Here is a 14,287-nt window from a genome sequence, read left to right as displayed (position 1 = left end):
TAATATGGCCAAACTGATACGTCTTAGCTTGCCTCTATTGGTGATCATCATTGGTTTACTGATAAGCCAATACATTAAGGCAAACAAACCTCAGGCTCAGCGCAAACCTCAAGCCCAGCTAGCTGAGCTGGCGGTAGAAGTGATGCCACTAGCCACCCAACGCTATCAAGCAAAAGTTAACTCTTACGGCAGCGTACAAGCACATACCGAAGCCAGTTTAATTGCTCAGGTTGCCGGCAGCATTACCTACGTATCAGACAGTTTTCGTGAAGGGGCTTTTTTCGAAAAAGGCGAGGTACTGGTAAAAATTGATGCCCGTGACTACCAAAATGCCATCACCATTGCCGAAGCAGAGTTGCAGTCAACTCAGCTATTGCTGGCCGAAGAACAAGCCAAAGTGGAACAAGCCTTACGCGACTGGAAACGCCTAGGCAAAGGTAAACCCGCCAACGATTTGGTGCTACGCAAACCGCAGTTGGCAGCCCAAGAAGCGGGATTAGCCTCGGCCAAGGCCAAGCTCACCAAGGCCAAATTAGATTTAGAGCGCACCGTTATTCGCGCCCCCTATGCCGGGCGAGTTTTAGAAAAAAGTGCGGAATTGGGTGAATACGTGAGCAGCGGTAAATCGCTCGCCAGCAGCTACGCCATCGACTATTTAGAAGTACGCTTGCCACTGAGTTTGAATGAGCAAAGTGTGTTGAATATTCCTGAAAACTTCCGTCGTTCAAACGCTGATGTGGTTAAACCGCAAGTGAGTTTACGCTCTAACTTTGGCGCGCATGAGTATCAGTGGAACGCTCAAGTTGAGCGCAGTGAAGCCGCCCTAGACAGTGCCAGTCGTCAGTTGTACCTAGTGGCACAAATTAACGATCCTTACGGCCCTGCCAACGAGAACAAGCCTTCTCTTAAAATCGGCCAATTTGTACGAGCCACCATTCAAGGTAAAACCCTAGAGCAGGTATTTGTAATACCGCGCAGCGCTCTGTATTCAGGCCAACAGGTAATTATTTTGGAAGACGGTTTATTGCAACGCAAAACCGTAAGCATTATTTGGCAAGACCAAGATAGCTACATTGTAGAAAGCGGTATAAGTGCCGGACAAACCTTAGTTACTACGCCACTCGGGCGTGTGATAAGCGGCACTCCTGCCAAGCCGATAGGAGCCTAACCATGCACCTCTTAGCTACTTTACCTAGGATGTTATTATGCATGGATTAATCGCCTGGTTTACGCGTAACCATGTTGCCGCCAACTTGCTGATGGTGTTAATTGTTGGTTTAGGACTTTACTCGGCAAAGTTTCGTTTGCCCTTAGAGGTATTCCCAGAGTTTGAACTGGACATGGTAAACGTAAGCATATCGCTGCCCGGTTCAAGCCCAGAAGAAAGCGAAGAAAGCCTCGCCATTCGCATTGAAGAAGCGATTAGCGACATTGAAGGCATCGAGCAAATATCGTCTGTTTCACAAGAAGATGCTGCGCGGGTCAGTGCTGAAATCAACTCTCACTACGATACTCGCGATGTAATGAGCGACATTAAATCGCGCATTGATGCGGTAAATACCTTCCCCAGTGACGCCGAACGCCCGGTAGTGAGCTTAAGCCAACGCAAACGTGAAACGATTACCGTGGCAGTATCGGGCGACATTGCGCATAAAGAGCTGCGCTTAGTCGCCGAATCCATTCGTGACGAGTTGTTACAACTCCCTGAGCTAACCCAAGTAGAGTTGGATTCGGTAGCGCCCTACGAAATCTCCATTGAAGTGTCGGAGCAAAAACTACGAGAATATGGTTTAGAGCTGAGCAAAGTGGCGCAAATTATTAGCCAAGCCTCTTTAGATTTGTCGGCAGGTTCAGTGAAAACCCAAGGCGGCGAAATTTTACTGCGCACCAAAGGCCAAGCTTATGTGGGTGATGAATTTGCCGACTTATTGATCATTAGCCGCGCCGATGGTACTCGCATTAAGCTATCTGATATAGCAACAGTGGTAGACGGCTTTGAAGAAACGCCGATTATTAACCGTTTTAATAAACAACCCACGGTAATGATAGAGGTTTATCGCGTAGGTGACCAAAGTGCGATTGCCATCTCCGATGCGGTAAAACAATACATCACCAATAAACAGCCTTATTTGCCACAAGGGCTGGCACTAAACTATTGGCGAGATAGCGCCAAAGTGGTGAAAGCGCGTTTAAACACCCTTAAAAATAGTGCCATTCAGGGCTGTATTTTAGTCGCGCTACTCTTGGCTATATTTCTTCGCCCCGCCATTGCGGTGTGGGTATGTATTGGTATTCCCATTAGCTTTATGGGCGGCTTGCTAATGATGCCAACCATGGATGTAACGATAAATATTATCTCCCTATTTGCCTTTATTATGGTGCTGGGGATCTTGGTGGATGACGCCATTGTGACGGGCGAGAATATTTACACCCACTTGAAAGCCGGAGAAGAACCCTTACATGCCGCGATTAAGGGCACCCAAGAAGTCGCGATACCGGTAACCTTTGGCGTACTTACCACTGTAGCGGCCTTTCTCCCGCTAATGATGATAGATGGAGTGAGGGGCAAAATTTTTGCACAAATTCCACTGATTGTTATCCCCGTACTGATGTTCTCTTTAGTTGAGTCGAAACTGATTTTGCCGGCGCACTTAAAACACATAAAACCGGTGAACAAACAAACCCAAAGCCGCTTTAGTTACTGGCAAAATAAACTTGCCGAAGGATTTGAAGCGGCCATTCTTAGGTTCTATCAACCACTGTTAAAACGCGCGTTATCTCGCCGAGTATTGTCTGCCGCTATTGCGATCAGCGTATTTGTGGTGGTGCTATCGCTAGCCACTGCCGGTTGGGTGCGCTTTATTTTCTTCCCAAGAGTACCCAGCGAAACCGCCCGCGCCACTTTGGTGATGCCGGCGGGTACAGCATTTAATACCACCGACAATTACATTAATCGCATGTTAGATGCCGCCATAGACTTGCAAGACAAGTACCGCGACCCCGACAGCGGCGACAGTATCATCCTCAACATTTTAGCCACCAGTGGATCTAGCGGTGGCTCGGACAGCGGCCAAAGTAACAAAGGCCGAGTCGTGTTTGAAATAGAGCCTCCGGAGTCGCGCAGCAATACCATAAGTAGTGGTGATTTGGTGCGAGAATGGCGCCAGCTTATTGGATCTTTACCTGGCGCGGAAAGCCTCACTTTTCGTGCTGAAATTGGTCGCGGTGGTTCACCTTTAGATGTGCAGTTTAGTAGCAACGATTTTGCTGCAATGGCGCAGGTGGCCGATCTCACCAAGCAAAAGCTGCAAGAGTACCCAGCGGTGTTTGATGTAGAAGACAGCTTAGCCGATGGAAAATTGGAGCTGCAGTTAAACATTAAACCCCAAGCGCAAGCACTTGGCTTAACCCTAAACGACCTTGCTCAACAAGTACGTAGTGCATTTTTTGGTTACCAAGTACAACGTATTCAACGCGGTCGCGAAGACGTGAAAGTATATGTACGCTACCCCGCCAATGAACGGCGCTCTCAATACAACTTAAACAACATGCTAATTCGCACTCCCGATGGTGCAGAACTGCCGTTTAGCGAAGTAGCTAGCGTGATTCCCTCGCAAAGCCCGGCAACCATTACTCGCATCGATCGTATGCGAACCCAAAACATTCGCGCCGATGTAAACAAAGAGCAGGCTAATATTGAGGTGATTAAGGCCGAACTGCAGCAATGGTTAAGCCAAACCTTAGTGGCTTACCCACAGATTAACTTCAGCTTAGAAGGCGAAGCCAAAGAGCAACGAGAATCCTTTACCAGTTTGGCCTTGGGTTTATTGTTTGTACTGTTTGTTATTTACGGCCTGCTAGCGATTCCTTTTGGTTCTTATTGGCAACCCATAGTGGTGATGTCGATTATTCCTTACGGAGCGGTTGGTGCGGTACTTGGTCATATGATTATGGGCATGCCACTAACCATTATGAGTATGATGGGCATGCTGGCGCTAACCGGAGTAGTTGTGAACGACAGCTTGGTATTAGTGGACTATATAAACCGCCAACGCAAGGCAGGCGTAGACCTAATGACTGCGGTAACCAAAGCAGGCGTGGCCCGTTTTAGAGCGGTAATTCTTACCTCGCTCACTACCTTTGCCGGTTTAATGCCGTTAATTTTTGAAAAAAGTACCCAAGCGCAGTTTTTAATCCCCATGGCGGTATCACTTGGCTTTGGGATTATTTTCGCTACCAGCATCACCCTGCTGATTGTGCCAGTTAACTACTTACTGCTGGAAGATGCCAAGGCGGGTTTACGCCGCTTTAAGCTGTGGTGGCTAAAAGGCTTTGAAAAAACCGCCAACTAACAAAAAGGGGTTAGCTAAGCTAACCCCTTTTTTAACAAACTGTTTGAATCTAGGCAGTCGTGGTAGCAACCATTGCTTCGCCCTGTTCTACCGCTTCTTCAATAAAGCTAGCTACGGTAGATTTATCCAACTCAACCACTTCACATAGCGGCTCAGGTAAGTTTTTACCTACCATTTCGGCACTGAGACCGGCGTTTAAGGCATGATGCGCGAATATCGCCAAACGGATTAACACCGCGGGTTTAGACACTTCATCAAAGTCCATTGGATTTAACTGCTGTTCAATGGCATCGGTAATCACCGGTGAGAAATTCCAGCGACGCGCTAATTCGCCACCAATTTGCGCATAATCTAAACCCAAGGTTTTACGCTGTGCCGACACCCGCGTTTCGCCTGTTTCTAGGCACAACTCAATTAACCCTGCTTCTTCAGGCGTTGCACTGGCAATCAGCAGCTCACCAAAGTTATGTAACATGCCACAGGTAAAGGCTGTTTCAGGTTCAACATGGGTACTTTTAGCTAATGCTTGCGCTAACAACGCCACGTACATGGCTTGTCCCCAAAACTGTTGTTGGTCGAAGTTTTTGCTCGGCATCATGCCATTTAAGCCCGCAGCCACTACCAGTGAGCGAACCCGTTTTAAACCTAAGCGGATAGCGGCCGCTTCAATAGAGTCAATTTGCTTAACCCCACGAAACGCCGCTGAGTTAGCCATTTTTAATACGTTCGCACCCAAGGATTGATCGGTCGCCAGCTTTTTACCCAAATGGTGAAGATCGACATTTTCATCATTAATGCTTGTCAGTAATTCCTGCATAATTTGCGGCATTACTGGCAGTTTTTTTACCTGCTGGAAAAAGGCTTCCAGTTCCATGGACAACTCTCCTAAAAAAAATAGTGTGAAGCACTGCATGCTTTCACTCTTTACCTGGTCAAAAATTGAGCGTTAATTCACATAGACTAAACAAGTGAGCTTGTTTATCGCCAAATTGACCCACACTGAATCTTATATGCAGAACAGTTTGACCTTATAGGCGTAGAAAATACAGTGACGATCGCACAAAATGACAGGAAATCTTGGCCCAGCTGTAAACCTATTACTCAAGGTTTATCAGAACAGGTCTTAAAAGAATTAATATTAGGAAACAAAACCTTAGATTATGGGTCTTGGTTACATTGCTTGGGTGCAGAGCGCCTAGTTGATGAGCAAGAGTACCCTACTACCAACCAAGCACATATTGTGAGCAATGCCCTAGCGTAAAAACTTCTCTGGTACTTTTTCTAGCAATACCATTTTTCGTAATTGATTCAGCATGATTTGAAACCAAGTGAACTGGTGGTGATGCTCTTCTGCTGAAAACCCTATGGTACCCGCCATAAAATTGCGAGTAAGCCCGTACAAATACAAACAGACACTGGTTAAGGCTTCATCATCCCACTTCGAGCCATGACTGATAAATGAGCGCTTAGTTTGCTCTATCACTATCACTCGGTGCCAGCTCTCAAGCGCCTTAAAGTCTTTATCATGAGTAAACAATTCATGAAAACTCACTAACATCACTTCTGTTTCATCCAGAGCGTTTATCTTGCTTTGGGCACTATCTGGATATTCTACGATATTGCCTAGAGTTTGCTGGAAGTTTACATCTTCCACCACAATTTGAACCTTTTTAAACCAGCGCAAAGCCAACGAAAAAAAGATGGCCTCTTTATTCTTAAAAAAGCGGTACAACGAAGCAATATCGATTTCTGCATGTTGGGCGATCAAGTTGGTATTTACTGCAGCCATCCCTTGCTCTTGAATCAAAGACAAGGTGCTGTCTAAGATGTGTTCCACTAGTCGTCTGGTACGCTCTTGGCTAGGTTGCTTACGCATGGCCAAATGCTCAGGTACGACATAGTTATCCATAAATACCTCTCGTAATAAATTTATTCCATTTTTACCTGCTACCTCAACATATACTGAGGTAGTCATTAAATGATACAGCAGCTTATACTCTACCTCGCGATAGTACACAACTGAATTGGCCATAACATATGTATAAGATTTGTCATCGAGAAAAAGTTATTGCTCGACAATGTTGATGGATATGCAACAATAACCGAATATTTGACTAACAAGTCAAATCTTACGTTTAGTTATTCACGGAGAAGAATTTGAACCGCTCTGCCGAAGATTTAGTCAGCTGGTTTCGCCAGTCGGCTCCTTACATAAACGCTCATCGCGGTAAAACCTTTGTAGTGATGTTAAGCGGGGAAGCTAGCACTAGCGCCAACTTTAATAACATTATTCAAGATATTGCCTTGCTCAAAACTCTTGGTGTGAAAATTGTCTTGGTGTGTGGCGCCCGCCCGCAAATAGACAGTTTAATCGAGGAGCACCACCACAGCTGCATGTTTGCTGGCGAGCAGCGGATCACCGATGAGCGCAGCTTAAACATCATTAAGCAAGCGGTCGGTCAAATCCAAATGGATATTGAAGCTCAGCTATCGATGGGCTTGGTTAACTCTCCTTTACATCAAGCCCATATCAACGTAGTTCGTGGCAATTTTGTAGTCGCGCAACCAATTGGTATTGAAGATGGCATTGATTTTCTTCATACCGGAAAAGTACGCCGCATTAACCACCAAAGTATTAAACGCCAACTGGACCATGGCGAAATAGTCATGGTGTCTCCATTAGGAGTATCGGTAACCGGCGAGCTATTTAACATTTGCTCGGAAGATATCACCACCGAAATAGCGGTGTCTTTGAAAGCAGATAAAGTAATTTACTTCAGTCCCGAGCAAGGTATTCACAATGACAAAGGCCTGTTGATTAGCGAACTATTGCCTGATGCGGCCAACGAGCTAATGCGCTCAGAGCCTTTTTTACGTGATACCGACAAAGACACTCTGCGTTATTTGCGGGCGGCCATTCAATGCAGTGACCGAGGTATCGACCGCTGTCATTTAGTCAGTTACCAGCAAGACGGCGCGTTGCTAAAAGAGCTCTATACCCGTGACGGCAGTGGCACTCAGCTGGTGCAATATAGTTATGAGCGAGTTAGAGAAGCGAGATTGGATGACATTAATGGCATCATTGAGCTGATTCGCCCGTTGGAAGAAGAAGGCATACTGGTAAGGCGCTCCCGCGAGTTACTAGAAATGGAAATTGAGCGATTTACCATTGTTGAGCGCGACGGCATGATCATTGGGTGTGCTGCATTGTACGCTTTCAATAATGAAAACGTGGGTGAGTTAGCGTGTTTAGTTAGTCATCCGCAATACCGCCAAGCGAGCCGGGGTGATCGACTACTTCAAGCCATTGTTAATCGAGCCCGTCAACAGGGTTTAGCAAAATTGTTTGTGCTCACAACTAAAAGTATTCATTGGTTCAGGGAGCGTGGTTTTAGCCCCGCTGATTTCGAAGACTTACCCACCGAGAAACAGGCTATTTATAACCTGCAGCGACGCTCTAAAATTTTAATTATGGATGTTGAGCGCTAACTCGCTGTCGGCCACTCACACTAAAAAGCCACTCCACTGTGAGTGGTTTTTTTATGCTGAGTATATCTGTACAAAATAAAAAGCCAGCGCCATAAAGGCGCTGGCAAAAGACAAACATACACAAGAAAATAAGGAACACGCTAAGTTAGGCGCTTAGCGTGTGTTATATCTGTCTTAGAAGTCGTAACGTGCTGCGAAGTGGAACTCGTTCTCAGCATTGTCGATGTTGTTGATTTGGTAAGCAGCAACGATACGCAATTGCTTAGTTAGGTCGTAACGGCCTTCAATTGTGTAGTAATCAACGTTGTCGTACTTAGCTCCGCCTTGTGGCTCAACTTCAGCTTTGTTCCACATCGCTTGCGCACGGAAGGTTTTAGTGAACTTGTAACCCGCTACTAGCTCGTAACCAGTGTGCTCGTTTTTAGCATCTGAACCGTGAAGTTTAAATGCTTTGTTGTTTTCGCCCATCGAGTAGTTAGCTGCTGCGTAAACGCCATTTGCGTCGTAGTTAACACCCAATAACGCTAGCTTGCTGTCTTTTGCTTCGCCATTGTTAGCAATGTTGTAACCCGCACCTAGACCAAGACCAAAATCAAAAGTGTAAGCTAAAGCAATACCGTAAGCAGAGTTGTCTGCGTCAACCGTTTGGTTGCCATCAGCATCTTCCATTTTTTGGTTGTCGTTAAACTTGTAAGAAGCGTGGATATCGAAACCGCTGAATTCACCCGCGTATTTAAGAACGCTGTCTGAACGGCCAATACCTTCTTCACGGCTAGAGCTGATGCCGATAGCAGAGTTACCGTATGGGTTAACGTAGCTTGAATCAGTCCAGTCAGCGACTAACTCTAGAGCACCGTAGTTACGACCAAAGGTAACTTCACCGAAGTCGCCACCAAAACCAGCGTAAGCTAAACGCGCTTTAGTTGCTGAAGTGTTGTCACCTTCGCCGTTGTTTTCCATTTGTAGCTCGTAACGACCTAAAGCATAGTTTGACGCGCCAATCATAGATTTAACTTTAGCGCCAAAACGTACGTATTGATCTGCACCAAAGTTATCAGACTTACCAGCGTCGTCACCAGCAGTGTAACCCGCGTAAATACGACCATATAGGTCTACAGCGTGTTTCTCGTCTTCGTATACTTTAGCAGCGTTAGCTGAACCAGAAGCAGCGGCAACTGCGATAGCAATAAGAGTAAGCTTTTTCATTTTAATCCCTAAAAAATGTGAACTGTATCAAGTAAAAGTTGAACAAATCTTAGGACTGGTAAATGACAGAGAGGTGACTGAAACATTAAAGATTAATGACAGCGGAACTTTAAGGAAAGTTCTGCAAGCGACTAATTATTAAGCATTTTATTTAGTTAATGCTCAAGTTAATTAAACGCATGCAGAATAAAACGCGGTTGATTCAAACACCTAGAAACGGTAATTCAAGCCCATGTTAAGACCCAATTGCGACCAATAACCGCCAACGAAGGTCACTTGGCATCCGGGGCCACATTCTATTTTGGTGCCATCGTTTACAAAGGTGCCGTACAAGCGCCCCTCTAGTTTTAAATCGAGGTTCTCGGTTAGGTGATAAAAATAACCACCACCAATGCTAATAGAAAAACGCTGGGTGTCGCTGCCAGGGCTTGCAGCAAAATGGGTAAGACCGGCACCACCACTAGCAAAGGTTTCAAAATTCTCATACTGCCAACGGCGAGAGGCGGTTAGGTGAGCATACAATACGTCAACGTCGGTGTTGGCGTTGTCGTTCATCTCGGTGTTTTGCCAAGAGACTAAAGCCCCAACGTAATTGTCGTAGGTTTCGCGCTTGCGGTTTTCACCACTGGTGGTGGCAAAATCAAAAGCCGCCATATAAGAAGGCGCAGAACGCACCGAGTAGGTTTCTTCTGTATCAAGATCGGTCATTTCACCACCAAAGGTGTAACCCGCTCCAATACTAAGATCGGCCAGAGCCGGTAGCGAAATACTCCACGCAAGTAAAAAACATCCTTTCTTTAGCATCGGTAACCTCCTGTTAGACACATCAACAGTGTCTAACATTCAGTCACTTAAGCCAAGATCAAATCTGCTTAAACTGGTTACTTATCGCATTATAGTGATAACCAATAGTTTCTAAACGGCGCGCTAAAGATCGCTCTTCAAGGCCAAACGTTAAGGCGAGATCTTCCAAGCTATCGCACTCTAGGCGTAACTTTTCGTTCACAATGCCCAATAATATGTTGGCTTCTAGGTTTAACATGTAGCTAGCATCCATCATTCTCTCCCGAGTATTAAATGGTATTGAGTTAATTTGAGCTTAGCTAAAAAAGCAGCAAGGGTGACAAATTTTGAACCTAGCATTTGCCTAATCTGCTGTACGTTTTTATTTACCCAGCCTTAAAACGCAAAAAGCCTGACCAAGGCCAGGCTTTAACTACATCTTACTTAGCAATTAGATATCAAATTGCTCACGCATTAATGCTTCATATTCTGTACAGCCGCCCACGTGTGTCTCATCAACAAAAATCTGCGGTACTGTTTCTACAGGTTTGCCTACGGTTTTTTCCAAATCAGCTTTAGAAATACCTTCAGCATGAATATCAACATAACGGAAGCTGTAGTCTTCATGTGCTTCGCTAAGTTGTTCAGCAATCTGTTTTGCACGAACACAATAAGGGCAACCCGGACGACCAAAAATTACTGCAAACATTGTTAAACTCCAGAATAACGTGAATTGGGCTTACTATAACGGCTAAGCATTAAATTAAAAAATTGAATATTTCGTTGTTAGCGATAGGCAACAACTATCAAACTCTATAGACCTGCGTACTGATTAGTTTCTTTCATTGCTCTATCCATCAGACATTGCTAACAAACACTGCTTAAACTGCTCAACAAAGTTGTTGCGCATTTCTGCACTAATCATCGGTTCTACGCAGTTAATGGTAACCGTTAACGCACCGGCCAAACTTTGCGAACCCAACCAGAATATAGCGCCAATAAGATGCTGAGCAGCGGTAAAGTAATATTGCTGCGGAACCAATGCAGTAGCGCTTGCCTGGGCGAATAAAGGGGCGATGTTACCAAGGTTAGACAAGTGTAAGCAATTAAAGCGCCCCGCCACTTGCTTCATATCGTCATCCGCTCGGCGCGGCGCTTGAGCTTGCCACCATTCATCGCTACAAGAGACTAAATGCAGCCCGGTATTTACTTGCTGCTGATATAGCGCATTAACTTGCTGGGCGCGTTGCCAAAAGGTTTGCTCTGCGGAACAATCTACCGCAAAAGAGAACATCGATACGTAACACGCTAGCTCATGCTCATCTGCCGGAGGCTCGACTATTGGCCGCACGTTAGCATTTCCGCCTGCGCTAACCAAAGTCGTGTTTGATTTAGCTAATGCTAAGGCGGTTTCAACGGCCGCGGTGTACAGCAAAATAGTCAAGCTCACATGATTCTCTCGCGCCAACGCTAGAAGCTGAGTAGTTTGTTGCTGGCTAAAGGCCAGCAGCGCCAGTTTATTTTGCTGCATGCTTTGTGGGCTGGTTTGGCTAAGCCAAGCACTTGTCTGCTCAGGTGTAATCGGTGAACAAAAAGGACTTTCACCTGTAGATAAGTCAATATCAGGAATGGCATGGTGTACACACTGGCGAATAGCAAAGGGAACAAATTGCGGCGCCTGTTGCTCGGCCACTTGCTGATGCCGCTCTAACCACTCGGCTAATAAAGCCGTGGCCGATAAACCATCACAAATACTGTGGTGCATACTTACAATAAGCGCTGACTGCTCTGCACCTATCAGCACCCTCACCCGCCAAAGCAAACCAGACGCACTTAAGGGAGTATTGGTTTGCTGCTGCATATGTTCAGTGAGAAATTGCGGAAACACTGCGTCGTCGCCGTTAAACTCAATCACCTCAACACTCGGCGGTTTTGAGCTCGGCAACCATTGCCATTGTTCATCAACTTGAGAAAGGCATACCGATAGCAATGGGTGGCGCTGCTGCAATAATTGATGAATATGCGCAATGTGAGCCGGGTTGATTTGCCCTCTCACACATACTGCATTCACCACTAACATAGCGCCGGTGCTAGTGAGTTCGGCAAATAAAGCTTCAGTTACACCTAAAGGGCGAATCGTCATCAATGCTCCTTTGTTGATTTACTTAACTACAACTGCAGCTAAGCGACTAACAAGGCTCATCATTGCATAGATGGGACTTTCACTTTTAGTATCTGGATCACCATGTTTAGTATTAAACCCACACCCATGATGCTAAATATGATCGCCATCGCATCGGGACTTGGCACCAACAAGGTCGTTAAACCGCCCACCGCGATAGCGGTTAAGGTCATTTGAGTGGTACCACTTAACGCAGACACTGCGCCCGCTTGGCTTGGAAACAAACCAAACAAGCCAGCTTGTGAGATAGGATAAATAACCCCGACACTCACGCTTATCATCGCCATACCCACTACCACCCACGCTAAAGAGTGCGCTTGAGTAGCCAAAATAAAGGCCGCGACAAACGGCAAGCAAGACGCAAATCCCAGTATGTGCTGCTCTGGCCAACGGCCGGTGAATCGTCGAGTAAAGGCGCTACCAAGCGCGAGCCCGCCAGCAGGAATAATCATCATTAAACCAAAGTCGTCGGCGCTTAAGCCAAAATCATGCTGCAAGATAAACGGAGCGCTACTAATCATGTACATCAAACCAATGCTAGCGATCCACCCGTAGCTGGAGTAACGAACAAAATTGCTATCGCAGGCTAGTATTAGGTAATCGTTAACCACCCGCTTAACCTGTAACGGCGGGCCGCGCTCGGCTTGGGTTTCGGGCAGCAACTTAGCAGCAATAATCATTAAACTCGCGCCAGCAATGCCGATAATAATGAACAGATAGTGCCAGCCCCAGTAAGCCGTAAGAATACCGCCAATGACGGGCCCTAAAACCGGAATCACCGACGCAGCCATACCTAACCAAGCAAAACCATTTTTAAGATGTTTTCCGCGGTAGCTATCGCTAATCAAGCAGCGCGCCAAAATTTGGTTACTGCCAGCGCCCAAACCTTGAATCATGACTCCCGCCAACAACAAGTTAAGGTTATTTAAGCCTAAAAAAGTGAGCAAGTTGCCCAGCAAGAAAATACTTTGCCCCAGCCAGAATATACGACGACGGCCATAACTGTCGGCTAGCGGGCCATAAAACAGCTGAGAGATGCCTAAACCTAAAATGAAACACACAATAAGCCGCTGTACTAAATGCTCGTCTACCGCAAAGTGCTGCGCCATTTCTGGTAGCGCAGGGGTAAGTAAGCCGTTGGTTAATTGAGAACAGGCAATAAAGGCAATAGAGAACAACAGGGGAATACGCGAATAAGTCACTAACAAACTCCAATACATCAGCGAGTTTATTGTAATTTATTGCTAAGCGCGGATAATCATTCATTAAAGACATGATTTATTTCCCTACGGGAAACAATCAAACAGGAGCCCAGTAATGGATTGGCTAAATGTAGTGCAAACCTATGTAGCAGTAGTAGAAAGCAATAGCTTTGTACAAGCAGCTCACCAGCTCAACATAACTACATCGTCTTGTAGCAAGCGTATATCATGGTTAGAGTCTCAGCTACACAGCCAACTACTATTACGCACCACTCGGCGGGTACGCACCACCGAACAAGGCCAACGGTTCTATTTGCAAAGCTGTGATTGGTTAAGTCAGTTCGACAACATGCGTCGGCAACTGGGTCCCTCCACCCAAGGATTAACTGGCAACTTAAGCATTGGCTCTCCTGCTGTGTCGGGTAGCCTATTTGTTACCCCCATTATCGCCACCTTCTTACCCATGCATCCACATTTAACAGTAGAGCTATCAGAAATAGAGCCAGGAGTGATTCCCGATCTATCCTTAGATATTGTTATCAGTCGGCAAATAGACAACTTCGACAGCACCAGTTATCGCATGCTGCATTTATTTGACTACGCAGTGAAGTGCTTCGCCAGCCCACGTTTTTTGTCTATTCATGGTCCAGTAGAAAATGCCAAGCAACTCAAGCAACTTCCGCTGTTATTAGTACAAGGGCAAATACGCTCCGGAGGGGTAAAATTTAACGACGGCACAATATTAAACCAAGCCTCTCGTTTCATCACTCACGACCCGCTGGCAGCTATTCAGGCAGCGGTACACCATATGGGAGTGGTATTGGTCTCCGAAGATTTAGTTCAGCAACAGTTAATAGACGGTAAATTGGTTGAAGTGGTGCCGGGTTTGTTGTCGGAGCAACGCACCGTGTGCGCCTATTACCCAGCGCATCGCTTTGAAAACCCCAATATCAGTGCTTTTCTGCAGCACCTGCGTCAACAAATTCAAAATACACATTAGCAAATTGCCTTCGGGCATAAAAAAACCGCTAGCGTTTAGGCTAGCGGTTTATAGGATGTAACAAGCGTAAATA

The 14,287-nt window shown here is 45.9% G+C and carries 13 protein-coding genes; 5 read left to right on the top strand and 8 right to left on the bottom strand.

Translation table 11 applies throughout. The features are described 5' to 3' along the window. Positions 1-4 precede the first annotated feature (4 nt). Both ACLD71_RS07240 and ACLD71_RS07235 read left to right on the top strand, forming a co-directional pair. A complete protein-coding gene (locus ACLD71_RS07240; RefSeq protein WP_411993853.1) occupies positions 5-1,168 on the top strand; it encodes an efflux RND transporter periplasmic adaptor subunit in 1,164 nt (387 codons plus the stop codon). Between the two features lie 37 nt (positions 1,169-1,205). Beyond that, complete coding sequence (locus tag ACLD71_RS07235; protein ID WP_411993851.1) at positions 1,206-4,352, top strand: efflux RND transporter permease subunit; 3,147 nt, start codon at positions 1,206-1,208, stop codon at positions 4,350-4,352. 49 nt (positions 4,353-4,401) lie between these two features. On the opposite strand, the gene ACLD71_RS07230 is transcribed toward ACLD71_RS07235, so the two are convergent. Continuing rightward, on the bottom strand, positions 4,402-5,226 hold the full coding sequence (locus ACLD71_RS07230) for an HDOD domain-containing protein (protein WP_137672392.1): 825 nt from the start codon (positions 5,224-5,226) through the stop codon (positions 4,402-4,404). Between the two features lie 174 nt (positions 5,227-5,400). Between ACLD71_RS07230 and ACLD71_RS07225 the strand changes: the two genes are divergently transcribed. After that, positions 5,401-5,613 carry a hypothetical protein gene (locus tag ACLD71_RS07225; protein WP_137672393.1) on the top strand — a complete coding sequence of 71 codons (213 nt, stop codon included), beginning with the start codon at positions 5,401-5,403 and terminating at the stop codon, positions 5,611-5,613. Here ACLD71_RS07225 and ACLD71_RS07220 read toward each other — a convergent pair. Continuing rightward, positions 5,605-6,327, bottom strand: a complete 723-nt coding sequence (locus ACLD71_RS07220) for a TetR/AcrR family transcriptional regulator (protein ID WP_161985097.1) — start codon at positions 6,325-6,327, stop codon at positions 5,605-5,607. The two genes, ACLD71_RS07225 and ACLD71_RS07220, sit on opposite strands and share 9 nt — an antisense overlap. A gap of 182 nt (positions 6,328-6,509) precedes the next feature. Between ACLD71_RS07220 and argA the strand changes: the two genes are divergently transcribed. After that, positions 6,510-7,841 carry an amino-acid N-acetyltransferase gene (argA, locus tag ACLD71_RS07215; protein ID WP_137672395.1) on the top strand — a complete coding sequence of 444 codons (1,332 nt, stop codon included), beginning with the start codon at positions 6,510-6,512 and terminating at the stop codon, positions 7,839-7,841. Between the two features lie 174 nt (positions 7,842-8,015). On the opposite strand, the gene ACLD71_RS07210 is transcribed toward argA, so the two are convergent. From ACLD71_RS07210 to ACLD71_RS07185, 6 genes are all read right to left on the bottom strand, one after another. Continuing rightward, entirely contained in the window at positions 8,016-9,047 is a 1,032-nt protein-coding gene (locus ACLD71_RS07210; RefSeq protein WP_137672396.1) for a porin, read from the bottom strand. A gap of 210 nt (positions 9,048-9,257) precedes the next feature. Beyond that, positions 9,258-9,851: a hypothetical protein gene (locus tag ACLD71_RS07205; protein WP_137672397.1), complete on the bottom strand. Its 594-nt coding sequence runs from the start codon at positions 9,849-9,851 to the stop codon at positions 9,258-9,260. A 58-nt stretch (positions 9,852-9,909) separates the two neighbouring features. After that, positions 9,910-10,107, bottom strand: a complete 198-nt coding sequence (locus tag ACLD71_RS07200; protein WP_235836167.1) for a DUF4250 domain-containing protein — start codon at positions 10,105-10,107, stop codon at positions 9,910-9,912. 174 nt (positions 10,108-10,281) lie between these two features. Continuing rightward, positions 10,282-10,539 (bottom strand): GrxA family glutaredoxin, encoded by a 258-nt coding sequence (locus tag ACLD71_RS07195; protein WP_137672398.1) that lies wholly within the window; start codon positions 10,537-10,539, stop codon positions 10,282-10,284. A gap of 141 nt (positions 10,540-10,680) precedes the next feature. Then, the gene (locus ACLD71_RS07190; RefSeq protein ID WP_411993848.1) at positions 10,681-11,973 is read right to left on the bottom strand and encodes a condensation domain-containing protein; all 1,293 of its coding nucleotides are present in this window, start codon (positions 11,971-11,973) and stop codon (positions 10,681-10,683) included. 59 nt (positions 11,974-12,032) lie between these two features. Beyond that, entirely contained in the window at positions 12,033-13,214 is a 1,182-nt protein-coding gene (locus tag ACLD71_RS07185; protein ID WP_411993847.1) for an MFS transporter, read from the bottom strand. A 115-nt stretch (positions 13,215-13,329) separates the two neighbouring features. Here ACLD71_RS07185 and ACLD71_RS07180 point away from each other — a divergent pair, with 115 nt between their 5' ends. Further along, positions 13,330-14,214, top strand: a complete 885-nt coding sequence (locus ACLD71_RS07180; RefSeq protein ID WP_411993845.1) for a LysR family transcriptional regulator — start codon at positions 13,330-13,332, stop codon at positions 14,212-14,214. Positions 14,215-14,287: the final 73 nt, after the last annotated feature.

The organism is Agarivorans sp. DSG3-1, from assembly GCF_046774965.1.
In the GTDB taxonomy this organism is placed as follows: Bacteria; Pseudomonadota; Gammaproteobacteria; order Enterobacterales; family Celerinatantimonadaceae; genus Agarivorans.
This window is presented reverse-complemented; position numbering and strand designations above follow the sequence as displayed.